General features: G+C 69.7%; 27 protein-coding genes and 1 tRNA gene. 15 read left to right on the top strand and 13 right to left on the bottom strand.

Features of this window, described 5'->3' with window-relative positions; all coding sequences use genetic code 11:
- Positions 1-8: 8 nt before the first annotated feature.
- Genes lgt through pgeF form a run of 4 tightly spaced genes read left to right on the top strand, consistent with a single transcriptional unit; the run spans position 9 to position 3223 of the window.
- The gene (lgt, locus tag IEX18_RS15380; protein ID WP_229664623.1) at positions 9-890 is read left to right on the top strand and encodes a prolipoprotein diacylglyceryl transferase; all 882 of its coding nucleotides are present in this window, start codon (positions 9-11) and stop codon (positions 888-890) included.
- A 19-nt stretch (positions 891-909) separates the two neighbouring features.
- Positions 910-1950, top strand: a complete 1041-nt coding sequence (locus IEX18_RS15385) for a class I SAM-dependent methyltransferase (RefSeq protein WP_229664624.1) — start codon at positions 910-912, stop codon at positions 1948-1950.
- Positions 1947-2453 (top strand): GNAT family N-acetyltransferase, encoded by a 507-nt coding sequence (locus IEX18_RS15390; RefSeq protein WP_188659634.1) that lies wholly within the window; start codon positions 1947-1949, stop codon positions 2451-2453. Before IEX18_RS15385 ends, IEX18_RS15390 begins: the two co-directional genes overlap by 4 nt.
- A complete protein-coding gene (gene pgeF, locus IEX18_RS15395; protein WP_229664625.1) occupies positions 2450-3223 on the top strand; it encodes a peptidoglycan editing factor PgeF in 774 nt (257 codons plus the stop codon). Before IEX18_RS15390 ends, pgeF begins: the two co-directional genes overlap by 4 nt.
- A gap of 258 nt (positions 3224-3481) precedes the next feature.
- Here pgeF and IEX18_RS15400 read toward each other — a convergent pair whose 3' ends face one another.
- The 5 genes from IEX18_RS15400 to ftsE form a co-directional block, all read right to left on the bottom strand.
- Entirely contained in the window at positions 3482-3994 is a 513-nt protein-coding gene (locus IEX18_RS15400) for a GNAT family N-acetyltransferase (protein ID WP_188659635.1), read from the bottom strand.
- 309 nt (positions 3995-4303) lie between these two features.
- Complete coding sequence (locus IEX18_RS15405) at positions 4304-5014, bottom strand: lysophospholipid acyltransferase family protein (protein ID WP_188660102.1); 711 nt, start codon at positions 5012-5014, stop codon at positions 4304-4306.
- Positions 5014-5550, bottom strand: a complete 537-nt coding sequence (locus IEX18_RS15410) for a YdcF family protein (protein WP_188659637.1) — start codon at positions 5548-5550, stop codon at positions 5014-5016. The genes IEX18_RS15405 and IEX18_RS15410 overlap by 1 nt, the downstream gene beginning before the upstream one ends.
- A complete protein-coding gene (locus IEX18_RS15415) occupies positions 5547-6428 on the bottom strand; it encodes a cell division protein FtsX (protein WP_188659640.1) in 882 nt (293 codons plus the stop codon). The genes IEX18_RS15410 and IEX18_RS15415 overlap by 4 nt, the downstream gene beginning before the upstream one ends.
- Positions 6425-7150: a cell division ATP-binding protein FtsE gene (gene ftsE / locus IEX18_RS15420; RefSeq protein ID WP_188659642.1), complete on the bottom strand. Its 726-nt coding sequence runs from the start codon at positions 7148-7150 to the stop codon at positions 6425-6427. Before ftsE ends, IEX18_RS15415 begins: the two co-directional genes overlap by 4 nt.
- A 132-nt stretch (positions 7151-7282) precedes the next feature.
- On the opposite strand from ftsE, the gene IEX18_RS15425 reads away from it, so the two are divergent.
- From IEX18_RS15425 to IEX18_RS15445, 5 genes are all read left to right on the top strand, one after another.
- Positions 7283-8170: an MJ0042-type zinc finger domain-containing protein gene (locus IEX18_RS15425; RefSeq protein WP_188659644.1), complete on the top strand. Its 888-nt coding sequence runs from the start codon at positions 7283-7285 to the stop codon at positions 8168-8170.
- An 82-nt stretch (positions 8171-8252) separates the two neighbouring features.
- A tRNA-Leu gene (locus tag IEX18_RS15430) sits at positions 8253-8339 on the top strand.
- Positions 8340-8625: 286 nt separating this feature from the next.
- The gene (locus IEX18_RS15435) at positions 8626-9081 is read left to right on the top strand and encodes a helix-turn-helix domain-containing protein (RefSeq protein WP_188659646.1); all 456 of its coding nucleotides are present in this window, start codon (positions 8626-8628) and stop codon (positions 9079-9081) included.
- Between the two features lie 2 nt (positions 9082-9083).
- Positions 9084-9674 carry a PIN domain-containing protein gene (locus IEX18_RS15440; RefSeq protein ID WP_188659649.1) on the top strand — a complete coding sequence of 197 codons (591 nt, stop codon included), beginning with the start codon at positions 9084-9086 and terminating at the stop codon, positions 9672-9674.
- A gap of 113 nt (positions 9675-9787) precedes the next feature.
- Positions 9788-10378, top strand: coding sequence for a cysteine hydrolase family protein (locus IEX18_RS15445; RefSeq protein WP_188659652.1), 591 nt, complete (start codon positions 9788-9790; stop codon positions 10376-10378).
- An 18-nt stretch (positions 10379-10396) separates the two neighbouring features.
- Here IEX18_RS15445 and IEX18_RS15450 read toward each other — a convergent pair whose 3' ends face one another.
- Positions 10397-10990, bottom strand: a complete 594-nt coding sequence (locus tag IEX18_RS15450) for a PilZ domain-containing protein (protein ID WP_188659655.1) — start codon at positions 10988-10990, stop codon at positions 10397-10399.
- Positions 10991-11199: 209 nt separating this feature from the next.
- Between IEX18_RS15450 and IEX18_RS15455 the strand changes: the two genes are divergently transcribed.
- Entirely contained in the window at positions 11200-11715 is a 516-nt protein-coding gene (locus IEX18_RS15455; protein ID WP_188659657.1) for a YciE/YciF ferroxidase family protein, read from the top strand.
- A 312-nt stretch (positions 11716-12027) separates the two neighbouring features.
- On the opposite strand, the gene IEX18_RS15460 is transcribed toward IEX18_RS15455, so the two are convergent.
- Together IEX18_RS15460 and IEX18_RS15465 are read right to left on the bottom strand one after the other, a co-directional pair.
- Complete coding sequence (locus IEX18_RS15460; protein WP_188659677.1) at positions 12028-12348, bottom strand: PilZ domain-containing protein; 321 nt, start codon at positions 12346-12348, stop codon at positions 12028-12030.
- A gap of 26 nt (positions 12349-12374) precedes the next feature.
- Complete coding sequence (locus IEX18_RS15465; protein ID WP_188659694.1) at positions 12375-12902, bottom strand: sterol desaturase family protein; 528 nt, start codon at positions 12900-12902, stop codon at positions 12375-12377.
- Positions 12903-13033: 131 nt separating this feature from the next.
- On the opposite strand from IEX18_RS15465, the gene sucC reads away from it, so the two are divergent.
- The 3 genes from sucC (at position 13034) to IEX18_RS15480 (ending at position 16362) form a co-directional block, all read left to right on the top strand.
- Positions 13034-14233 (top strand): ADP-forming succinate--CoA ligase subunit beta, encoded by a 1200-nt coding sequence (gene sucC / locus IEX18_RS15470; RefSeq protein ID WP_188659697.1) that lies wholly within the window; start codon positions 13034-13036, stop codon positions 14231-14233.
- A 310-nt stretch (positions 14234-14543) separates the two neighbouring features.
- Positions 14544-15293, top strand: coding sequence for an electron transfer flavoprotein subunit beta/FixA family protein (locus IEX18_RS15475; RefSeq protein ID WP_188659700.1), 750 nt, complete (start codon positions 14544-14546; stop codon positions 15291-15293).
- Positions 15294-15432: 139 nt separating this feature from the next.
- On the top strand, positions 15433-16362 hold the full coding sequence (locus IEX18_RS15480; RefSeq protein WP_188659703.1) for an electron transfer flavoprotein subunit alpha/FixB family protein: 930 nt from the start codon (positions 15433-15435) through the stop codon (positions 16360-16362).
- A 387-nt stretch (positions 16363-16749) separates the two neighbouring features.
- On the opposite strand, the gene IEX18_RS15485 is transcribed toward IEX18_RS15480, so the two are convergent.
- Positions 16750-17178: a MarR family winged helix-turn-helix transcriptional regulator gene (locus IEX18_RS15485; RefSeq protein ID WP_188659706.1), complete on the bottom strand. Its 429-nt coding sequence runs from the start codon at positions 17176-17178 to the stop codon at positions 16750-16752.
- Positions 17179-17273: 95 nt separating this feature from the next.
- Between IEX18_RS15485 and IEX18_RS15490 the strand changes: the two genes are divergently transcribed.
- Positions 17274-17699, top strand: coding sequence for an organic hydroperoxide resistance protein (locus tag IEX18_RS15490; protein WP_188659709.1), 426 nt, complete (start codon positions 17274-17276; stop codon positions 17697-17699).
- A 180-nt stretch (positions 17700-17879) separates the two neighbouring features.
- Here the strand turns inward: IEX18_RS15490 and IEX18_RS15495 are convergent, their stop codons facing one another.
- Positions 17880-18509, bottom strand: a complete 630-nt coding sequence (locus IEX18_RS15495) for a PEPxxWA-CTERM sorting domain-containing protein (RefSeq protein ID WP_229664626.1) — start codon at positions 18507-18509, stop codon at positions 17880-17882.
- A gap of 343 nt (positions 18510-18852) precedes the next feature.
- Here IEX18_RS15495 and IEX18_RS15500 point away from each other — a divergent pair, with 343 nt between their 5' ends.
- The gene (locus IEX18_RS15500) at positions 18853-20079 is read left to right on the top strand and encodes a dipeptidase (RefSeq protein ID WP_188659712.1); all 1227 of its coding nucleotides are present in this window, start codon (positions 18853-18855) and stop codon (positions 20077-20079) included.
- A 119-nt stretch (positions 20080-20198) separates the two neighbouring features.
- On the opposite strand, the gene IEX18_RS15505 is transcribed toward IEX18_RS15500, so the two are convergent.
- The 3 genes from IEX18_RS15505 to IEX18_RS15515 all read right to left on the bottom strand — a co-directional run bounded on the left by IEX18_RS15505 (position 20199) and on the right by IEX18_RS15515 (position 23580).
- Positions 20199-20732, bottom strand: a complete 534-nt coding sequence (locus IEX18_RS15505; RefSeq protein WP_188659715.1) for a hypothetical protein — start codon at positions 20730-20732, stop codon at positions 20199-20201.
- A gap of 71 nt (positions 20733-20803) precedes the next feature.
- Positions 20804-21982, bottom strand: a complete 1179-nt coding sequence (gene nhaA / locus IEX18_RS15510) for a Na+/H+ antiporter NhaA (protein WP_188659718.1) — start codon at positions 21980-21982, stop codon at positions 20804-20806.
- Positions 21979-23580 carry a lysine--tRNA ligase gene (locus tag IEX18_RS15515; RefSeq protein WP_188659723.1) on the bottom strand — a complete coding sequence of 534 codons (1602 nt, stop codon included), beginning with the start codon at positions 23578-23580 and terminating at the stop codon, positions 21979-21981. The genes nhaA and IEX18_RS15515 overlap by 4 nt, the downstream gene beginning before the upstream one ends.
- Positions 23581-23588 lie beyond the last annotated feature (8 nt).

Here is a 23588-nt window from a genome sequence, read left to right on the forward strand (position 1 = left end):
GAAAAGCCTTGATCCACTTCGCTGCCGCCGCCGCGGCGGGACATATCCGCTTCGAGGATCTGGGGCTGCACCCGGATGTCTTCTCGATCGGCTGGTTCACCCTGCGCTGGTACAGCCTGGCCTATATCGCCGGGATCGTCATCGGCTGGTGGTATCTGCTCAAGCTGCTCGCCCAGCCGGGCGCGCCGATGGCGCGGCGCCATGCCGACGATCTGGTCTTCTACGCGACGCTGGGGATCATCCTGGGCGGACGGATCGGCTATGTGCTGTTCTACGCGCCCGAGATGCTGCTCCACCCGCTGTCGATCCTGCGGCTGTGGGACGGCGGGATGAGCTTCCATGGCGGGGTGATCGGCACCTCGCTGGGGATCATCGTCTTTGCGCGCAAGAACGGGCTGAACTGGCTGCGCATCCACGACTATGTCGCGGCCTGCGTGCCGTTCGGCCTGTTCTTCGGACGGCTGGCCAATTTCGTGAACGGCGAATTGTGGGGCAAGCCGGCGGACGTGCCCTGGGCGATCGTCTTCCCGCGCACCGTCCCCTTCGGCCTGCCCGACCCGGCGCGGCATCCCAGCCAGCTCTACGAGGCGGGGCTGGAGGGCATCCTGCTGTTCGCGCTGATGGCCTTCGCCTTCTGGCGGACCAAGGCGCGCTACGAGCCGGGGCGACTGACCGGCACCTTCCTGCTCGGCTATGGGCTGGCGCGCTTCACCGTCGAATTCTTCCGCGAGCCGGACCAGCAGCTGCGCGCCTTTGCCGAGGCGACCGGGCTGCACATGGGCCAGTGGCTGTGCGTGCCGATGATCGCGGGCGGGCTGTACCTGATCCTGACCGCGCCGAAGCGGCGGGTGCGGGTGGAACCGATCGCGGGGACGGAGAGCGCCGCCTAGTGCCGGCCGGGAGAGGCGCATGACCGACGAGGCGCTGCCCGAGCGGCTGGCGCGGGCGATCGCGCTGGCGGGGCCGATCCCGCTGTCGCAGTTCATGGCGGCGGCGAACGCGCATTATTATGCGACGCGCGATCCGCTGGGCGCGGGTGGCGACTTCGTGACGGCGCCGGAGATCAGCCAGATGTTCGGCGAGCTGGTCGGGCTGTGGTGCGCCGATCTGTGGGACCGGGCGGGGCGGCCGCCAGCGCATTGGGTGGAGCTGGGTCCCGGCCGCGGCACGCTAGCGGCGGATGCGCGGCGGGCGATGGCGAAGGCGGGCTGGTCGCCGCCGGTCCATTTCGTCGAGACGAGCCCGGTGCTGCGCGCGGCGCAGGCCGAGCGGGTGGCGGACGCGCGGTTCCACGAGTCGGTCGCGAGCCTGCCGGACGACGCGCCGCTGATCGTCGTCGCCAACGAGTTCTTCGACGCGCTGCCGATCCGCCAGCTGGTGCGGGGCGCGGGTGCGTGGCGCGAGCGGCTGGTCGCCTGCCAGGATACGCTGTTCCTGCCGATCGCGGGGCCGGCGGTGCCCGAGGCGGTGATCCCGCCGGGGTTGCGCGAGGCCGAGCCGGGTGCGGTGCTGGAGATTTCGCCCGCGCAGGTGGCGGTGATGCGCGACCTTGCCGCCCGGATCGCGCGGCAGGGCGGGGGGCTGGTCGCGATCGATTACGGGCATGAGGGGCCGCTGACCGGCGAGACGCTGCAGGCGGTGCGCGCGCATGGCCATGCCAATCCCTTCGAGTCGCCGGGCGAACACGACCTGACCGCGCATGTCGACTTCACCACGCTCGCCGCCGCGGCGCAGGCAGGGGGTGCGACGGTGTGGGGCCCGGTCGAGCAGGGCGAGTGGCTGGTAAAGCTGGGAATCGACGCGCGCGCCGCGGCGCTCGCCCGCCATGCGCCGGAGCGGGCGGAGGCGATCGTCGCCGACCGGCAGCGGCTGGTGACGGGCATGGGTACGCTGTTCAAGGCGCTGGCGGTGACCGCGCCTGGCTGGCCGCAGCCGGCGGGGTTCGCATGATCGCCTTTCGCGATGCCGAGGTGGCGGATGCGGCGGCGCTGGCGCGGCTGGGGGCGGAGAGCTTCACCGAGACCTTCGGGCATCTCTACGACCCGGCCGATCTCGCCGCATTCCTGGAGAATCACCGCGCGACGAGTTGGGCGGCGCAACTTGGCGACCCCGCCTTCGCCGTGCGGCTGGGCGAGGCGGAGGGGCGGGCGGTGGCCTATGCCAAGCTGGGGCCGCCCTCGCTGCCCTTCACCCCGAACGGTCCGGCGGCGGAGCTGCGGCAATTCTATATCCTCAGGCCGTGGCAGGGCAGCGGCGCGGCGCAGGCGCTGATGGACTGGGTGCTCTCCACCGCGCGGGCGCGGGGGGCGGAAGAGCTCTATCTGTCGGTGTTCGTCGACAATCACCGGGCGCGGCGCTTCTACGCGCGCTACGGCTTCGTGGAGGTCGGCTCCTACGACTTCATGGTCGGCACCCATCGCGACGAGGACCATATCATGCGGCTGGCGCTGTGAACGGCGAAGACGCGGTGGAGGTGATCCGCGCCCGCGGGCTGGAGGGGGTGGCGCACGGCTTTCTCGGCCGGCGTGGCGGCGTGTCGACGGGCGTCACCGCGGGGCTGGACCTCGGGCGGCGCGGGCAGGACACGATCGGGCCGGAGCTGGCGGAAAATCGCCGGCGCGCGGTGGCGGCGGTGCTGCCGGGGGCGTCGCTCGCCACGCTCTACCAGATCCATTCGGCCGATGTGGTGCGGGTGCTGACCGCGATCGACGATGCCGCCCGCCCGCGCGGCGACGCGATGGTGACCGAGCGGCCGGGCATCCTGCTCGGCATCCTGACCGCCGACTGCGCGCCGGTGCTGCTCGCCGACCGCGAGGCGGGAGTGGTCGGTGCGGCGCATGCCGGGTGGAAGGGCGCGGTGGCAGGCGTCACCGATCGCACCGTCGAGGCGATGGTCCGGCTGGGGGCGAAGCCGGAGCGGATCGTGGCGGCGATCGGGCCCTGTATCGCGCGGCGCAGCTATGAGGTGGACGATGCCTTCCTCGCGCGCTTTGTAGCGGAGGACCCGGCGAACGAGCGCTTCTTCGCCGACGGCCGGCCGGGGCATCACCGCTTCGATCTCGAAGCCTATGTCGCGCACCGGCTGGCGGCGGCGGGGGTGGGCCAGGTCGAGACCCTGGGGCTCGACACCTATGCGGACGAGGCGCGGTTCTACAGCTTTCGCCGGGCGACGCATCGGGGGGAGGCGGATTACGGGCGGCAGATCGCGCTGATCGGGGTGTAGGGGAAGCCGTCATCCCAGCGAAGGCTGGGATCTTCCGGATGGTGCGCTTCGGTCGATAAAGGCCCCAGCCTTCGCTGGGGCGACGGTTGGAGGGCGATCGATCCCGCGTTCCGTTCGACCTGAGCGTGTCGAAGCCTGTCCTGAGCGCCTGCCTTGGCAGGCCGTCGAAGGGGGCTGTTCTTCTCACTTCGGAGCGCGAGAGAAGAACAGTGCTTCGACACGCTCAGCACGAACGGGGTGGGGTGGAGGCGGGCGTGGCTATCCGCGCAGCATCACCACGGTCGGCCGTTCGTGATACTGCCCCTCCGCCTCATGCTCGTAGCCGAGTCGCCCGGCGAGCCGGATCGAGGCGGCATTCTCCGCGCCGATGATGCAGAAGGTGCGGGTCATGCCCTGCGCCGCCGCCCAGTCGTGCACCGCGCCCATCGCCTCTCGCGCCAGCCCGCGACCGTGCGCGGCGGGGCCGAGGATCCAGGCGGCTTCGGGCCGGTCGGGCAGGGAAAAGGAAAAGTCGCGGCGGGTGTCCATCAGCCCGGCCTCGCCGAGCAGGTCGCCGGTCGCGGCATCGCGGACGACCCACAGCCCGCGGCCGAACAGCGTCCACTGGCCGGTGTGGCGGAGGAGCTGGAGCCACACCTCCTCGCGGGTACGCGGCTTGCCGCCGATATGGCGGTAGACGGCGGGGTCGCTCCAGATCGCGACGAGGGAGTCGAGGTCTTCGGGCCGGTGGGCGGAGAGGATCAGGCGGTCGGTGCGCAGGGTCGGGGCCATGCGCGCGATGATAGCGGGACGGGAGGGAGAGGGAATGGGGCGGCGCTTCCAAAGCGTTACCCCTGCGCAGGCTGGGACCTTTGGAGCATGATGATTTGCGTCGACCCATCCCTGACCGTTCGCCCTGAGCGCAGTCGAGGGCCTGAGACGTGACCGTGCTTCGACTTCGCTCGGCACGAACGGGTTCGTGCGCGATCGTTCAGCGCTAGCGGTTGGCGTGCTGCCGACTGTCCGTCATCGCAGCCTTCGCGGGGATCACGGGAAATGGGCTTCCGCAAAGGTGTCGCCTCCGCGGGGATGACGGACGTCTCAAAGCGGCGCGTCGCCACGCCCGTCCTGTTCCTCCAGCGCGTTCATGCCGGCATGGATCGCCGCCTCCGCCTGTCGCCGCGGCAGGCCGGGAGGGATGGCGGGGGCGAAGCGGAGGGTGGCGGTGCCGGGGCGCTTCAAGCCCTTGCGCGGCCAGAGGCGGCCGATATCGGTCGCCACCGCGACGGTCGGCATGTCGAGCAGCCGGTAAAGGCCGGCGAAGCCCGGCTTCAGCGGCGGGGTTTCGCCGGGCTGGACGCGCGTCCCCTCCGGAAAGATCAGGATCGAGCGGCCCTCGGCCTTCGCCGCCTCCGCGTCGCGCATCATCCCGCGCAGCGCCGCCGCGGCGGCATCGCGATCGACGACGATCGCGCCATAGCGGCGCGCGGCCCAGCCCCAGGCGGGGATGTCGGCCAGCTCGCGCTTGAGGACCATCGCGGGGGCGTCGAGCATCGCCTGCAATTCCAGCGTCTCCCACATCGCCTGATGCTTGGCGGCGTAGAAGGCGGGGCCGGCAGGGCGCTCGCCTTCTACGCGCACACGGATGCCGAGCAGGTGGCGCACCGCCCAGCGGTGGAACAGCGTCCAGGCGGTGGCGTGGCGCATCACCGCGCGGCGGCCGAACAGCGCGCTGACCGGCGCGGTCAGCACGATCGGCACCGACAGGCCATAGAAGACGATCGCGAAGACGATGTTGCGGAGGAGGACGATCATTGCCCCCAGCCCACCCACAGGGCCACGCGGCGCAGGATCAACTTATTGTATTCGTTCACTAATGTCGCAAGGCGCACATTGCCGGGCACGCCATCGCCCAGCACCAGCACGCGCGGGCCGAGGGTGGCGCTGAGCTCCATCCGCGCGCGCGGCAGATGCCAGTCGGAGGTGACGAGCCGCACCGTGCGATAGTCGTGGCGGCGGACCCAGGCCGCGGTCTCCTCGGCGTTGGAGCGGGTGTCGACCGCATCGGCGCCGAGATCGACGCAGCAGTCGAACAGCGCGCGCGGCGTTCCGTACATGCGGGCCAGGTCGCGCGGGCGCACCCCGGGGGCGACGCCGGTGACGAGCATCCGCTTGGCCTGGCGGTCGCGCAGCAGCTGCAGCCCGCGGTCGATCCGCCCCGCCCCGCCGGTCGGCACCACGATCGCGTCGGTCGTCGTCCCCTCCAGCGGCGGCGGCAGCAGGAGCATGAAGGCGGCGAAGCCCAGGCACCAGGCGACCAGCAGGGTCGACAGCAGCCGCAGCATCACAGCACCCGCTTGAGCGCCCGCGTCACCGCGACGCGCGCGGACCAGGTCGCGAGCAGGATGAAGGCGAGCGGCACGAGCGCCAGGATACTCCATTCGGTCGGCCCGAGCAGCCCCGCGCTCGCCAGTTCGGACCGCAGCGCGGACAGGCGCGTGCCGACCAGCGCGGCGAGCGCCGCGGCCGCGCCGGCGCCGGCCAGGCCGCCAAAGGTCGCATCGAGCGCGATGCGCCGCTGGAACAGCCGGGCGAGCTGGACGTCGGTCGAGCCGAGCATGTGCATCACCTCGATCGTCGCACGGTGCGTCTCCAGGCCGGCGCGCGCGGCGAGCATCACCACCGCGGCGGTGGCGGCGGCGAGCAGCGCGACGACCGCGGCGGCGATCAGCGCCAGCGTCTGCAACAGGCCGGTGACCGGCGACATCCAGCCCTGTTGCCGGTCCACCCGGACCGATGGCGCCGCCCGCCGCGCCAGCGCGGCGACGCGGGCGGCGGTGACGTCGTCGGGGCTGGCGAGGTCGACATCGATCAGCGCGGGCACGGGCAGGCCGGCATCGGCGCCGTCGCTCCCCAGCCAGGGCTGGAGCAGCCGCGCGATCTCCGCCGGATCGACCGGCGCGGCCTGCGCCACGTCGGGGCTGGCGCGCAGGCCGGCGAGGACGCGCGCGGCGGCGGCGTCGCGGCGGGCGGGCTCGCCGTCGATCACCTGCACGGTCAGCCGCCCGGCGAGCTGACGGCCGAGCTGTCGCTCCGCGGCGCGGGTGCCGAGCCCCATGGCGGCGGCGAGCACGGTGAGGAAGACGAGGATCGCCAGCACCGCGATCATCGCGCGCCGCCCGCGCGACCCCTCGAGCAGCGGGGCGGGCTTGCGCCGCGGCCTCATGCCGTCACCAGCGGCGGCGAGGGGGATTGCGGCGGGGGATTGCGCAGGATGCCGGTCGGGTCGAGCAGCCGGCCGTCGTCGAGCTGCATCATCCGCGCCCCCGGCACGCGGGTGAGGAGATGGAGGTCGTGGGTCGCCACGACCACGGTGGTGCCGAGATTGCCGAGCGAGCCGAACAGATGCATCAGCCGGTCGGCCATGTCGGGATCGACGTTGCCGGTCGGTTCGTCGGCGACGAGGATGTCGGGCCGGTTAATCACCGCGCGGGCGATGGCGACGCGCTGCTGCTCCCCGCCCGACAGCGTCGCGGGCCGCGCATCGGCGCGCGGGCCGAGGCCGACCCAGGCCAGCATCTCGCGCACCGCGGTGTCGATCTCGCCCGCGGGCAGGCCGGCGATGCGCAGGGGAAGCGCGACATTCTCCGCCGCGGTCAGGTGCGGCACGAGGCGGAAGTCCTGGAACACCACGCCGATCCGGCGGCGAAAGCCGGGCATCCGCGCACGCGGCAGCACCACCGCATCCTCGCCGAACAGCCGGATGATCCCGCGGCTGGGCCGCTGGGCGAGATAGATCAGCCGCAGGAGCGAGGTCTTGCCCGCGCCGCTGGCGCCGGTGAGGAAATAGAAGGTGCCCGACTGCAGCGAGAAGCTGACGTCGCTCAGCGTTTCGGGGCCCGAGCCGTAGCGCAGGCCGACATTCTCGAACTGCACGATCGTCGCCATCGGTAGCCAAGCCTTTGCATCAGGCGGCGCCGCGCATCAAGCCGCGGCGCTTGGTGCTTGCAACATCCGGGCGGTGCGTGGCACATCCGCTTCCCACGGCCAGTACCGGCCGCTGGTGAAGCGCGCCCGTCCATGATCCTCGAATGTCCCGAATGCCGCACCCGCTATCTGGTGCCCGACAGCGCGATCGGGGTCGAGGGCCGGACGGTGCGCTGCGCCAATTGCCGGCACAGCTGGTTCCAGGAGCCGGCGATCCTCGATCTGGCCCGCCCGGTCGCGCCGCCGCCCCCGCCTCCACAGGCACCGCCGCCGCCACCGCCCCCGCCCCCGCCCCCTACGCCCCCTGCGCCGGTCGCGGCGCCCGAACCGGCCTATGCGCGCGACGAGGAGGAGGGATGGAGCGCTCCTCCCGAACCCGTCGCGGCCCCGATGCCGGCGCCGGTCATCCCCAATCCTGCCGCCATGCCGTCGCCGGCGGCCGCGGCGGGGATGCCGATCGCGGGGCCCGGCTATGCGACCGGCTCCTATGCCGCGGCGGAAGCCTTTGCCGCCGATCCCGACGCCTATGCCTATCGCCCGCCGGTGCGCGCGCGGCGCAATCCGGCCCGGCGCTGGACCGCGCTGGCGCTGCTCGCCGGGCTGCTGATGCTGGCGGGGGTGGGCGCGATCCTGTGGACGGGCGCGCCGGGCCTCGCCTCGCGCATGGGGCTGGAGCTGCCGGGCAGCGAGACGCCGCTGCGCCTGCGCGACAATCCGATCGAGCGGCGCGAGCTGGAGAACGGGTCGGAACTGTTCGCGGTCAGCGGCCAGGTGACCAATCCTTCGTCCGAGCGGCAGCGCGTGCCCGACATCCGCGCCGAGCTGCGCGATGCGGACGGCCGGCTGGTCTATAGCTGGACGATCACGCCCGAGCGGCGGACGCTGGCGCCGGGCGCGTCGATCGACTTCAATTCGGCGAAGCTCGACGTTCCCGCCAACTCCAAGCGGCTGGAGCTGAGCTTCGCCGGCGAGGGGAGCTGAAACAAGCCGTTGCAGGGGGGCGATCGACCTGCTAGGGGCGCTCGCCTACCGGCCGCCGGGTCCTTCGGCGGTAATGGCACGTGCGGTCGTGGCGGAACTGGTAGACGCGCAACGTTGAGGTCGTTGTGGCCGAAAGGCCGTGGAAGTTCGAGTCTTCTCGACCGCACCAGTCATGAGCCGGCCGAGCCATCCGGATCCTTTTGATCCCGTGGCCGCCGATGACGAAGACGTTTCGGGCATCGAACGTCTCACCATGGATCAGCCGTACCCTCCAAGATGCGTGCAATTCCATGCGATTTGTGAGCTGTAGCGTCGTGGCGACCCGGTATTCACCGGCATCTTCCGCTTCGAGAAGACACTAGCCGCCGCCCGAGACGGAACATCGTTGCGTTTATTGCGCTAATTGCGTTTATTGCGAATATGCCTTATACGTCGGAGCAACGGAGGCTCCCGCTATGACCCTGCCAGCCTTTGCCGAGCTGCTCGGCAGTCGGCTGCCTTCCGCGACGGAAATGGCAGCAGCCAATCAGCTACGTCAGGTCCTCGCATCGCAAGCGTCGGGTGGTGCGACGCTGAGAGTCCTGGACGGCGATAAAACGCCGACCGAGATCACGCTGTCGCCTGGCCTGTCCAAATTGCTGATGGAGTTGCTGCGGCACGTTGGCAGCGGTGATGCTGTCACGCTGGTGCCTGTCAGTCAGATGCTGACGACCCAGCAAGCGGCAGATATCCTGAACGTGTCCCGCCCCTTCCTCATCTCCCTGCTGGAGAGGAGGGACATTCCATTCGAAATGGTGGGGCGTCATCGTCGCATCAAAGCCGAGGATCTGTTCGCCTATAAGCGGGCGCGGGATGGGAAGCGCGACGCGGCACTGTCGGCGCTTGCCGAGATGGATGCCGAGTATCTCTAGGCGTGTTCGCGAATAGGTACACGGCCTTCATCGACGCCTGCACCCTGGCAAGTGCGCTGAAGCGCAACCTGCTGCTGACCCTTGCCGAGGCCGAATTCTTCCGGGTCCGCTGGTCCGACAGGGTGATGGACGAGACGGAAGCTGCGATCACTGGCATATTGACCGCCAAGCAGGTCGTGGACGCTGCCGCTCGCGGGCACCGGGCACGCAGGGCGATGGAGGAGGCGTTCGAGGATGCCGGCGTGTCGGACTACGACATGTTCCTGCCGTCTTGCACCGGGCTCCCTGATCCCCGCGATGCGCACGTCCTGGCTGCGGCGCTCAAAACGCAGGCGGCGACCATCGTGACGGAAAATCTGCGGGACTTTCCCGCCGACATCATGGGCCGCCTGAACCTGGAGGCGAAGTCGGCCGATCACTTCATCGCCGACACCATCGCCCTTGATCCAGGACGGGCCGTGGCTGCCGTTCGAAAGATGCGGGACCGCTTCCGAAGGCCGGAGAAGACGGCTGACATCCTCTTGCTGGATATGGAAGCGGCCGGTCTGACGGAGACCGTCGACATATTGAAGGCGCATGTCCTCTCCCTGTGAGCTGCGCGCCACGGCCCGAAGTGATCGCCGCCCTCACGCGGGCTTTCTCGATACACCAGTCCCACCCAACCTGCGTCAACGCGCCGCCTCCGCATCATCGCTACCCTCCCCCGATGGACGCAACGATTACCGAACCTGCGGCGGGCGGCACGGCGCTGGTCATCATCGACATGATCAACCGGCTCGATTTCGAGGATGCGCCGGACATCATCGCGGCGGCCGAAGAGGCGGCGCAGGCGATCCGGCGGCTGCGCGATGCGGCGGATGCGTGCGGGGTGCCGGCCATCTACGTCAACGACAATGGCGGCAAGTGGCATTCGGACCGTTCGGCCCTGATCGAGGAAGTGCGCGGCGCCAATCCGGTCGCGCGGCGGATCGTCGACCTGCTGGCGCCGCGGGAGCAGGATTATTTCGTCATCAAGCCGCAATTCTCCGGCTTCTACGCGACCAACCTGCCGGTGCTGCTGCCGCGGCTGGGCGCGAGCCGGCTGATCCTGACCGGGATCGCCGCCGATATCTGCGTGCTGTTCACCGCGGCGGACGCGCATATGCGCGAATATGACCTGTGGGTGCCGCCCGAAGGGGTGGCGAGCTTCGACGCGCGCCGCACGAACTGGGCGCTGGAGATCATGGCGAAGAGCATGGCCGCCGACACGCGCGGGCTGGACAGCCAGTCGGTGGCGGACTGGGTGGCGGCGGGCTGAGCCCGGCGCGGCCGCCGCTCAGCGCTCCAGGATGCGGGTGAGCAGGGGGAGCGGCAGGGACTCGCAGAACTGGAAGCCGCACAGCCCCTGATGCTCCCAGCGGACGCGCCCGAAGACGGTGGCGGGCGGCCCGGGCAGGGTCAGCTGCCCGACATCGCCGATATTGACGCCGGCATCGAGGAGCAGCTTGGCGCCGCCGGCGGAGATGTCGACCAGCTCGGCCGGGTAGCGCCCCTCGCGGATGCGCAGCGCCACCAGCGTCCGAACGGCGAAGCGCGGCGGCCGCGCCAGCTCGCCCGGGTCGTGCGAGGGGTGGAGGGCGGCGTCGATCGGCTGCTCGCTGGCGAAGGCGACCCCCGCCTTGACCCCGTTGACCCAGCGGACGGTGCCGACCATCGCGCTCATGCCGCGAATCTCGATCATCAGCGTCTCGCCGACCGACGGCGCGGCGGCAAAGCGCGCGACCAGGCCGCCCGGCGCAAGGTCGTGGACGATGCACGCGCCGACGCCGCCATCGCCGCGGATCACCTTGCCGATCAGCAGGACCGGATTGATCCGCCCCTCCCGGCCGCTCCGGGCGGGAGCGGAGTGGGGCCTTGCGGGTTGATGCATCGATCCATGTTCCATGCGCCCGGCATGTGCGCAGGCCGTTAAGCAAGGTTGAAGCTTGATCGAAATGAAGAACCGGAATCAGAATGAAGAGGTAAATTCCGGATCTTTGTTCTGAAACTTCCTAAAGGCCTGGTTCGTTGATCTCGAACACCACGCGCGACCCGAACGCTGCGCGTGGTGACCAGTCCATCTTTGCGGAGGGAAACGCCATGGGCCTGTTCTCCAAGGACATTGCGACGCTGCACGATCTCTACGTGCATCAACTGCAGGACGTCTATTATGCGGAGCAGCAGATCACCAAGGCTCTGCCCAAGATGATCGACAAGGCGACGGCGCCCGAACTGCGCGGCGGGTTCGAGACGCATCTGCGCGAGACCGAGGGGCAGATCGCCCGGCTGGAACAGGTGTTCGCGCTGGAGGGGCTGGCCGCCAAGGGCGTGACCTGCCCGGCGATCGACGGGATCATCAAGGAGGCCAACGAGGTCGCGGGCGACATCGCCGACAAGGCGGTGCTCGACGCGGCGCTCACCGCGGCGGCGCAGGCGGTCGAGCATTACGAGATCAGCCGTTACGGCACGCTGATCGCCTGGGCCGAGCAGCTCGGCCGCGACGAGGCCGCGCAGATCCTGCGCGAGACGCTGGCGGAGGAGAAGGCGACCGACGAGGCGCTGACGAAGCTGGCCGCGGGCGGGCTGAACCGGCGGGCGGAGATGGCGGACGGTTGAGGAAGCCGGTCAGGACGCTTGGATTGGCCTGAGGTCGCCGCCCTGGCGCGGGCCGCGGTCAGTCGCGGCGCTTGTTGCGTTCCGTCATTGGGAAATCCCGGCTTTGGCGGGAATTGCGAGAACGGTGCACCATCTGCGTCGTGTACACGTCATCCCGGACTCGTTCCGGGATCCACGGTTCCGCATCATCACCGGCTGATGGGTTTGTGACGCGGTGGATGCCGGAACAAGTCCGGCATGACGCGGAATTTTTTAGGGGATCCGGCACTTGCCCGGACGACCGAGTCGTCGCTGCGTCGACGCGCGCCCGGCTCAGCCCCGGCCCAACCCCAGCAGGTGCGCGTGGACCGTATCGTCGAGCGGTCGGGCGAAGGTGCAGGCATAGTGGAAGCGGTCGCGCCAGGCGACGCTCGCCTCGAGCGGGGCGAGGCCGGGCAGGGTGAGCCAGACGGCCATGCCCGGCTCCAGCGGCGTCGCGGTCTCGGCCCGGAAGCCGGTGGCGGACAGGTCGGTGACGTCGAGGTCGAAGCGCGCCTGTTCGCGATCGCGCAGGTGCGCGCGCATGCGGACGGGGCGGCGGAGCGCGTCGCGGCGCTCGCCTTCGGCGGTGGGAGAGGCGGTGACAGGGTCCATGACGCCGCACCCTAGGCGCGCGGCCGTTAACGCCCGGTTGTCTGCTCCGCCCGGCGCTCTGCCGCAGGTGCGCGGACGCCGGCACGCGAACGGCGCTTCAGCTCGGCCTTGAGCGACTCGGGGCGCGGCGCGACGAGGAAGCCGAAGCTGACATTGCCGTCCTTGGTCTCGACCACGTGATGGAGGCGATGCGCCTGGACGATCCGCTTCATGTAGCGCGAGCGCGGCAGGTAGCGGGTGGGGATGCGCTGGTGGACGATGATGTCGTGGAAGCCGAAATAGATCGCGCCATAGGCGGCGATCCCCGCGCCGATCCAGGCGAAGCCGGGCCACCAGCCGAGCTGGAGCGCGCCGAAGATCAGCAGGAACGACGGCACCGCGAAGATCGCGGCATAGAGGTCGTTGAGCTCCCAATGGCCGGTGCGCGGGCGGTGGTGGCTTTCGTGCAGGAACCAGCCGGGGCCATGCATGATCCAGCGGTGCGCGGCATAGGCGAAGGCCTCCATGCCGATCACGGTCAGGGTGAAGATCAGGGCGCCGATCGGCCAGGACATGCTGCTTCCATCTATTGCATTGCATTCGCAACAACGATTCATCCACCTTTGCGGGTGCAGGGTGGATTCGCGTGCCCGCCTGTGCAAAGGGCACTTCCAGTCCCCGATAGCATCATAAGGCGAGGCCGCCCATGAACATCCACGAATATCAGGCGAAGGAATTGCTGGCAAAGTACGGCGTTCCCGTTCCGGCCGGCTTTGCCGCGATGAGCGTCGACGAAGCGGTCGAGGCTTCGAAGAAGCTGCCCGGGCCGCTCTATGTCGTGAAGGCGCAGATCCATGCCGGCGGCCGCGGCAAGGGCAAGTTCAAGGAACTGCCCGCCGAGGCGAAGGGCGGCGTGCGGCTGGCGAAGACCGAGGACGAGGTGCGCCACGCCGCCACCGAGATGCTCGGCAATACGCTGGTAACGATCCAGACCGGCGAGGCGGGCAAGCAGGTCAACCGCCTGTACGTGACCGACGGCGTCGACATCGCCAAGGAATTCTACCTCGCGCTGCTGGTCGATCGCGCCACCGGCCGCGTCGCCTTCGTCGTCTCGACCGAAGGCGGGATGGACATCGAGGAGGTCGCGCATTCGACGCCCGAGAAGATCCACACCTTCGCCGTCGATCCGGCGACCGGCTTCCAGCCGCATCACGGCCGCGCCGTCGCCAAGGCGCTGGGCCTGACCGGCGACCTCGCCAAGCAGGCGCAGAGCCTCGCCGCCAAGGTCTATGCCGCCTTCCTCGGCACCGATGCCAGCCAGATCGAGATCAATCCGCTCGCGGTGACCGACGACGACAAGCTGATGGTGCTCGACGCCAAGGTCGGCTTCGACGGCAATGCGATGTTCCGCCACAAGGATCTCGCCGAGCTGCGCGACGAGACCGAGGAGGATCCGGCCGAGCTGGAGGCGTCGAAGTACGACCTGGCCTATATCAAGCTCGACGGCGATATCGGCTGCATGGTCAACGGCGCCGGCCTCGCCATGGCGACGATGGACATCATCAAGCTGAACGGCATGTTCCCGGCCAACTTCCTCGACGTGGGCGGCGGCGCCAACAAGGAGAAGGTGACCGCGGCGTTCAAGATCATCCTCTCCGATCCGGCGGTGAAGGGCATCCTGGTCAACATCTTCGGCGGCATCATGCGCTGCGACATCATCGCCGAGGGCATTGTCGCGGCCGCCAAGGAAGTGAACCTGTCGGTGCCGCTGGTCGTCCGGCTGGAGGGCACCAACGTGCAGCAGGGCAAGGACATCCTGGCCAATTCGGGCCTCGCCATCGTCCCCGCCAACGATCTGGGCGACGCCGCCAAGAAGATCGTCGCCGAGGTGCAGAAGGCGGCCTGACCCGGCCTTCCGGTGCGTGAAGGAATGGGGCTCGGGCGGAAACGTCCGGGCCCTTTTTCGTTTTCCGCTGGGATAAAGGCTTCTCCGTCACCCCGGCGAAGGCCGGGGTCCAGAGGGCGAAGCCACGTGACGACGGGTGATGCTTCGTCGCCACCACCTTTGCAGCTGGACCCCGGCCTTCGCCGGGGTGACGGGACAGAGACAGGAAGGGCGGGGTGTCGACAGCCTCGCCACCATACCGGACTTGCGAAAATGGCCGGTCCGCGCTTAGTGGAGGCGCGAACCGAATTGTGGATCGAGAGGAGCCCCGATGAAGGTGCTGGTGCCGGTCAAGCGGGTGCTTGACTATAATGTGAAGCCCCGGGTGAAGGCGGACGGGTCGGGCGTCGACCTGGCCAACGTCAAGATGAGCATGAACCCGTTCGACGAGATCGCGGTCGAGGAAGCCATCCGCTTGAAGGAGAAGGGCGCGGCGACCGAGATCGTCGTCGTCTCGATCGGCGAGCCGAAGGCGCAGGAGACGATCCGCACCGCGCTCGCCATGGGCGCCGATCGCGGCATCCTCGTGACCGCCGAGGACCGGGTCGAGCCGCTGGGCGTCGCCAAGCTGCTCGCCAAGATCGTCGAGGAGGAGCAGCCCGGGCTGGTGATCCTCGGCAAGCAGGCGATCGACGACGACAACAACCAGACCGGCCAGATGCTGGCCGGGCTGCTCGGCTGGGCGCAGGGCACCTTCGCCAGCAAGGTCGAGATCGCCGGCGAGAGTGCGGTGGTGACGCGCGAGGTCGATGGCGGGCTGGAGACGGACACGCTGAAGCTGCCCGCGATCGTGACCACCGATCTGCGCCTCAACGAGCCGCGCTATGCCTCGCTGCCCAACATCATGAAGGCCAAGTCCAAGCCGCTGGCGCAGAAGACCGCGGCCGATTTCGGTGTCGACGTCGCCCCGCGGATCAAGACGCTGAAGGTCGCCGAGCCGGCCAAGCGGCAGGCGGGCGTCAAGGTGGCGGACGTCGACGAGCTGGTGATGAAGCTGAAGGCGATGGGTGTGGCGAAGTAAGAGCGCTCCCCCGCCGTTCGTCCTGAGGAGAGGCTGAGCCTGGCGAAGCCTCGTCTCGAAGGACAGGTGCTTCGAGACGGCATTTCGACAGGCTCAATGCCTCCTCGGCACGAACGGGGAGGCGGAAAGGAAAACAGTGATGAAGACTCTCGTATGGGTCGAGCATGACGGCCAGGCCGTCAAGGACGCCACCCTCTCCGCGGTGACCGCCGCGGCGAAGCTGGGCGAGGTGCATCTTCTGGTCGCCGGCCAGAATGTGGGCGCGGTGGCCGAGGCGGCGGCGAAGATCGCGGGGGCGGGCAAGGTCCATGTCGCCGACGATGCCGCCTATGCGCATGCGCTGGCGGAGAATGTCGCGCCTCTCGTGGTCGAACTGATGGGGCATCACGACGCCTTCGTCGCCCCCGCCACCACGACCGGCAAGAACATCGCGCCGCGCGTCGCCGCGCTGCTCGACGTGATGCAGATCTCCGAGGTGCTGTCGGTCGAGGGGCCGGACACCTTCACCCGGCCGATCTATGCGGGCAACGCGATCGCCACGGTGCAGACCTCGGACCCCAAGCTGGTGCTGACGATCCGCGGCACCGCCTTCGACAAGGCGGCGGCCGAGGGCGGCAGCGGGACGGTGGAGCCGGTGACGTCGACCGGGGACAAGGGCCTGTCCGCGTTCACCCATTCGGAGATCGCGGCGAATGCCCGGCCGGAGCTGACCAGCGCCAAGGTGATCGTCTCGGGCGGGCGCGCGCTCGGTTCGGAAGAGCAGTTCCACGCGCTGATCGATCCGCTCGCCGACAAGCTGGGCGCGGGCGTGGGCGCGAGCCGCGCGGCGGTGGATGCGGGCTATGCGCCCAACGACTATCAGGTCGGCCAGACCGGCAAGATCGTGGCGCCCGAAGTCTATGTCGCGGTCGGTATCTCCGGCGCGATCCAGCATCTGGCAGGCATGAAGGATTCGAAGGCCATCATCGCGATCAACAAGGACGACGATGCGCCGATCTTCCAGGTCGCGGACATCGGGCTGGTCGGCGACCTGTTCAAGCTGGTGCCGGAGCTGACCGAGAAGCTGTGAGCGTCGGGGCCGGGCGGGGGATGCTCCGTCCGGCCGGTGGACGCAGGGTCGTTCGCGCGGCGGCGCGGCGGTGGTGCGTTATAGCCCTCAGCTTGGGTCCGGTGAGCCGAAAGGATCGTCATCCCGGCTTAGAGGAGACGTTTGCACACGCCATCGCGTCATGCCGGGCTTGTCCCGGCATCCACCGTGGCACTCGCGCACACGCCGTTGGATTTGCGGAACCGTGGATCCCGGAACACGTCCGGGATGACGATGGAAAGACGCTGTCGGCGCGACTTGCGCGATGGCTGGATCTCAAGGTTACAGCCTGGAGCAAGAGCCGCGGGAGGCCCCAGCCTGCGCTGGGCGACGATTTCGGCCAGGTGGATCGGCTCCGGGCTGCGTCTCTCACCCCTCCAGCGCCGTCCGTAGCGCGGTAACTTCCGCCAGCAGCGACTCCAGCGCGGGGATCGGCAGGCCGGCCTTGGCCACCAGCGCTTCGCCGAGGCAGCCGCTCTCCGTCCTCATCGCGTGGCCGCGCGGGGTGAGGGCGACGCGGACGAGGCGCTCGTCGCCCCGGTCGCGGGTGCGGGAGACGAAGCCGGCGGCCTCGAGTCGCTTGACCAGCGGCGTCACCGTGCTCGATTCGAGCGACAGGCGCTGGGCGATGCCGCCGATCGTGCGGCCATCCTCCTCCCACAGCGCCGCCAGCACCAGCCATTGCGGATAGGTGAGGCCGAGCCGGTCGAGCATCGGCTTGTAGAGGCGGTTGATCGCGATGCTGGCGGCATAGAGCGAGAAGCAGAGCTGCCGGTCGAGGGGAAGCGCGTCGGCCATGCTGGTTCATATCGCGATAAATAATCGCTGGACAAGGATCTCTAGCCCGTCTAGATCGTTCTCGCGATAATCATTACAGCAGTAAGGAATTCGTCATGGCTGTCGATGTCAAATATCAGACCAGCGCCTTCGCCACCGGTGGCCGGGACGGGCGCGCCGAGGTGATCGGCGGCGGACTGGCGGTCGATCTGTCGACCCCGCGTGAACTGGGCGGGGCGGGCGGCACAGGCGCCAATCCCGAACAGCTGTTCGCGGCGGGCTATTCGGCCTGTTTCGTCGGCGCGATGAAGGCGGTCGCGCCGTCGCTTTCGCTCAAGGTGCCGGCGGACGCCAAGGTGACCGCGACGGTCGGCATCGGTCCGCGCAGCGAGGGCGGCTTCGGCATCACCGCCGACCTGCTCGTCGACCTGCCGGGTCTCGACCGCGCGGACGCGCAGCGGCTGGTCGAGGCCGCTCACCAGGTCTGCCCCTATTCGAACGCTACCCGCGGCAATGTCGACGTCGGTCTGGCGCTCGCCTGACCGCCACAGCCATCCCGGCGACGCTCCCCCCTGTCGCCGGTGGTCCGCACGGGCCGGACTCTTCCCGCCGGTCCGTGCGTTGCCTTTCCGGTCGAACCGGACAGAAGAAGGGGCCGTCGCGCGGTGCGACGGCCCCTTCGATCTTTGTGGTGACAGCCCCGCGTGCGGGGCCATCCGGGATCAGGCGAAGGTGACGGTCGCCGCGCGCCGACGATAGCGGCTCGCGGCGCCGACCATCGCGAAGCCGACCAGCATCATCGCCCAGGTGGCGGGCTCCGGCACCGCGGTGGTCAGCGGCGAGAAGCGGAGCGAGGCCGCGTTGGCGCCGCTCGCCTTGCCGGTGAAGGCGCTGGCATTGCCGCCCTTCTTGACGACGAAGGCTTCGAACGTGTGCGCGCCGGCGGTGAGCGAGCCGCCCGAGCCCGACGAGCCGCTGCCGTTGGTGTTGATCACCACCTTCGAGAACAGCGTGTTGTCGATGCTGATATAGCCGCCGATCGTCGGGACGGTCGGGATGAAGTCGAACTTGTACGAGCCGTCGACGGCGACGTTGAGCGTGCCGGTGAACAGCGTTGCGGTCCAGTTGGCGACGGCCGCGCCGAAATCGGTCGGCAGGATGTCGATCGTGCTGGAGACGCCGTTGGCGACCGTCTGGGCGCGCAGCGCGGCGAAGTCGCTGTCGCTGATCGAGGAACCGCTGCTCTGCGAGAGCTGGAGCGTCTTCACGTCGAGGATCGAGGCGGCCGAGGCCTGGCCGGCGGTGAGGAGCGTGGCGACGGCGGCGGCCGCTAGCAGCTGGAACTTGGTCATGGTCGTTCCCCCAAAAGGACATTCGCCGTCAGCGGCGTGTCGCGGCTCCTGTGACATCGAAGCGCGTGGGGATAAACATATATTGCATGTGCGAGAGGAAAGGTCCCGTATTGGCGCAGTATAGCTTGCCCTTAAGACGGGTGTTTGCTTGCGTAGATCAATACCATAGAAAATCGGTACTAATTGGTTGGGCACAAAGTCCTAAACTATGACGGTGCGAACCATCGCCGTTCCGGTCGTCAACGGGCGAATCGCGCAAGCGCGATGCCGCGCCGGTTCGCGAATCGCCCGATACCCGCCAAGGGCTTGCCGGATCCCGGCCGCCATGGTCCATGATCGGGATATGGCCCGACTGCTCCGCTCCTTCGTCCCGGCGCTCGTCCTGCCGGTCCTGCTCGCCGCCGCGCCCGCGCCCGTCGGCGACGCGGCGGTGCGCCGCGCCGAGGCGGTGCTGGCCCGGCATCCGGTGATCGACGGGCATAACGACCTCGCCTGGGAGATCCGCGACCATCACGACGCCGCGGTCGAGTCGCTCGACCTGTCCGCCGGGACCGACCGGCTCCCCTATCCGCTCCAGACCGACCTGGCGCGGCTGCGTCGCGGGCATGTCGGCGGGCAATTCTGGTCGGTCTGGGTCCCGGCGGATGTCGAGGGGCCGCGCGCGGTCGAGATGACGCTGGAGCAGATCGACATCGTGCGCCGGCTGGTCGCGCGCTATCCGCGCGATCTCGTGCTCGCCGACAGCGCGGCGGCGGTCCGGCGGGCGCTGCGGGAGGGGCGGATCGCCTCGCTGATCGGCGTGGAGGGCGGGCACCAGATCGACGGGCGGCTGGCGGTGCTGCGCCAGTATCGCGCGCTCGGCGCCGCCTATATGACGCTGACCCATGGCCGCAGCCTCGACTGGGCGGACTCGAGCACCGATGCGGCCCGCGCCCAGGGCCTGACGGCATTCGGGCGGCAGGTGGTGGCCGAGATGAACCGGATCGGCATGCTGGTCGACGTCAGCCACGTTTCCGACGCGACCGCGGCCGCGGCGATCGCGGCGTCCCGGGCGCCGGTGATCGCCTCCCATTCGGGCGCGCGGGCGGTGGCGGACGTGCCCCGCAACCTGCCCGACGACCTGCTCCGCGCGATCGGCGCCAGGGGCGGCGTGGTGATGGTCAACCTCTATCCCGCCTTCCTGTCGCGGACGTGGCGCGACTGGGACATGGCGCGCACCGCCGCGGCGAAGGCGACGGGCGTACCGGCGAATCTGTACGGCCCGAAGGCGCCGCTGCCGCTCGCCACCTGGGACCGGGCGCATCCGATGCCGCGGGTCGGGGTGGCGGAGGTCGCCGACATGGTCGAGCATGTCGCCCGCGTGGCCGGGCGCGACCATGTCGGCCTGGGCGGCGACTATGACGGGATCGGCGGCACCGCGCCCGAGGGCATGGCAGGGGTGGACGGCTATCCCCGGCTCTTCGCCGAACTGGTGCGGCGGGGCTGGCGCGAGGCGGATCTGGCGAAGCTGGCGCAGGGCAATGTGCTGCGGGCGATGGAGGCGGCCGAGGCGGTGGCGCGGGCGGGATAGGACAGCGTCGGGCGCATCCCCGCGAAGGCTGGAATCTCCCGGTCAAAGCGCGCGCCAAGAGCTGCGAGACGCACCAGCCTGCGCCGGGGCGACGATTTTGGCGAGTGGTGGCTGCGCTTCTACGGGGCCGGGCGCTTGTAATAGTGGAAGAGGAACCAGTGGGCGGCGGGTTGCCAGCCGCCCTGTCGGGCTTCCTCGGGGTCGATCGCGCCGACCGTGCGGCGATGCTCCCACGCCCGGCTGGTCTGGCGGAAGAGGAGTCGGGTGGCATCGGCGTCGATCAGCTCGCGGCCGGCGGCGCCCTCTTCGGCCATCAACTCTTCCTCGCTGGCCGCGCCGGTGCCGGGCGTGACGACGATCGTGCCGAACGGGGCGGGCTCGCGCTTGCCGGCGCCGAACCGCTGCTGCGCGGCCTGCTTGCTCATCCCGAGCAGCGCGCCGATCTCCGACCAACTCAGGCCGGCGCGGCGCCCGGCCTCGACGCAGCGGGCGAGCGTGGCGCGCGACTCGTCGGCGGCGACCCTTGCCGCCTCGATCAGCGGCCGATATTGCCGCTGCTGCGCGCCGGTGAAGCGGCCGAGCGCCTCCTCGATGAAGGCGAGGGGAAGGTCGGCGGCACGCTCGCGCAGGGCGGCTTCCAGATGCGGCGGCATGGGCGCGGCCCTCGGTCAGGAAAGGTTGATCGCCTCGACGGGCATGTTGATAGTCAACGCCGCGTTGACGGTCAATCGCGGCGTGGGGCGCTGCGCAGCACCGCATAGCCGGCCAGCGCCGACAGGATCGAGCCGGCCAGCACCCCCAGCTTGACCTGATCGGCCAGGGCGGGGTCGCCGGGAAAGGCGAGCTGGCCGATGAACAGGCTCATGGTGAAGCCGATGCCGGCGAGGAGGGCGATGCCGTGGAGCTCGCGCCAGCCGGTGCCGCCCGGCCGCCGCGCCAGGCCGGTGCGCTCGGCGAGCCAGACGGCGCCGAGGATGCCAGCCTGCTTGCCGAGGAACAGGCCGAGCGCGATGCCGAGGACGAGCGGCCGGCCGAGCGTGTCCGGGCCGATCCCGGCCAGCGGGACGCCGGCATTGGCGAAGGCGAAGAGCGGGACGATCAGCCAGGCCACCCACGGGGCCAAGGCGTGTTCGAGGCGGTGGAGCGGCGAGCGCGCTTCTTCGGCGGCCATCGGCACGGTCATCGCGGCGAGCACCCCGGCGACGGTGGCATGGACCCCCGACAGGAGCATCAGCTCCCACAGGATGGCGAAGCCGGCCAGATAGGGGAGGAGGGCGCGCACCCCGAACCGGTTCATCGCGGCCATCCCCGCCAGCGAGCCTGCGGCGGCGGCGAGCGCGGCGAGGTTAAGCCCCTGACTGTAGACGAGCGCGATGATCGCGACCGCGCCCATATCGTCGACGATCGCGATCGCGGTGAGGAAGATCTTGAGCGCGGGCGGCACGCGCGGGCCGAGCAGCGCCATCACGCCCACCGCGAAGGCGATGTCGGTCGCGGCGGGAATGGCCCAGCCGCGGACCAGCGCCGGATCGCGCCCCGCCACCAGCAGGAAGACGAGGGCGGGCGCGGCCATGCCGGCGGCGGCGGCGAGGAAGGGCAGGGTGCGCCGGGCCGGCGACGCGAGCGCGCCCTCGACCAGCTCGCGCTTGATCTCCAGCCCGACGAGCAGGAAGAAGACGGCCATCAGCGCGTCGTTGACCCACAGATGCACGGTCATCGGCCCGATCGGGCCGCTCAGCACCGGGCCGGTGCGCCAATGGAGCAGCGCCTCATAGGCGTCGCGCGTGGCCGGCAGGTTCGCCGCCAGCATCGCCAGCGCCGCCGCGCCGATCAGCACGAACCCGCCCGCCGCCTCGCTCGCCAGGAAGTGGCGGAGCGCGGACGGCAGGCGGGGGCGGGTCATGCCGCGGGCGCTCCGACGCGGGTGAGCGCCTCGGCGATCAGCGCGCGGCTGTTGGCGATGCCGTAGAGCTTGATGAAGCTGCCCATGCGTGGTCCCTGCGCCGAGCCGAGCAGCGTTTCGTAGAGCGCCTTGAACCAGTCGCGCAGCTCGGCGAAGCCGGCCGTCTTGCCGATCTCGTAGACGATGTTCTGGATATCCTCCGCGCTCGCATCGGCCGGCAGCGCGGCAAGCGCGGCGTCGAGACGCCGGAGGGCGTCGATTTCCACGCCTTCGGGGGCACGGCGATGAAGCGTCGGCGCCACGAAATCCCGGGCATAGGCGAGGGCATGGCCGATCAGCCGGTCGAGCGCGGGATAGCGGGCCGGATCGGCATCGGGGACATAGTTGGAGAGATAGCCCCAGACCTGGTCCTTGCTCGCCTCTCCCATCACGCCGACGAGATTGAGGAGCAGGCCGAAGGTCACCGGCAGCGACTCGTCGGGCACCTTTCCGTCATGGATGTGGTGGACGGGATTGCCGAGCTTCTGCTTCAGATCCTGCCCGGCATAATTGCCGCGGAACTGCCAATATTCGTCCACCGCGCGGGGGATGACGCCCATATGGAGCTGCTTGGCCTTTTTCGGCTCGCGATAGGCGAAGAAGGCGAGGCTCTCCTCGGGGCCATAGGTGAGCCACTGTTCGATCGACAGGCCGTTGCCCTTCGACTTGGAGATCTTCTGGCCGTGCTCGTCGAGGAACATCTCGTAATTGAAGCCCTCGGGCGGGCGGGCGCCGAGGACGCGGGCGATCTTGCCCGACTGGACGACCGAGTCGATCAGGTCCTTGCCCGCCATCTCGTAGTCGACGACGAGCGCGACCCAGCGCATCGCCCAGTCGACCTTCCATTGCAGCTTGGACCGGCCGCCGAGCGCGGACTGCTCGACCCGCTCGCCGGTCTCGTCGGTGAAGGCGATGGTGCCGGCCTGCGCATCGATCACCTCGACCGGCACCTGCAATACGACGCCGCTGGTCGGCGAGATCGGCAGAACGGAGGAGTAGGTGGCGGCACGCTCGGCCCGGAGGGTCGGCAGCATCACCGCCTGGATCGCGTCGAAATGCTGAAGGACGAGGCGCAGCGCGTCGTCGAACCGGCCCGACGTGTAATAGTCGGTCGACGAGGCGAACTCATAGTCGAAGCCATACTGGTCGAGGAAGCTGCGCAGGCGGGCATTGTTATGCGCGGCGAAGCTGTCGTGCGTGCCGAAGGGATCGGGGATCTGCGTCAGCGGCTTGCCGAGATGTTCGCGCAGCATGTCGCCGTTCGGGACGTTGTCGGGCACCTTGCGCAGCCCGTCCATGTCGTCGCTGAAGGCGATCAGCCGGGTCGGCTGGTCGGACAGGGCGTGGAAGGCGTTGCGGACCATGGTGGTGCGCAGCACCTCGTTGAAGGTGCCGATATGCGGCAGGCCCGAGGGGCCGTAGCCGGTCTCGAACAGGATCGGCGCGCCGCCAGGCTTGCCGTCCGGATAGCGCGCGAGCAGCTTGCGCGCCTCCTCATAGGGCCAGGCCTTGGAGTCGAGCGCGGCGGCGCGCAGGTCGGAAGCAGCGGGGTCGGTCATGGTGGGAC

It is taken from the genome of Sphingomonas metalli, from assembly GCF_014641735.1.
GTDB lineage: Bacteria > Pseudomonadota > Alphaproteobacteria > Sphingomonadales > Sphingomonadaceae > Sphingomonas > Sphingomonas metalli.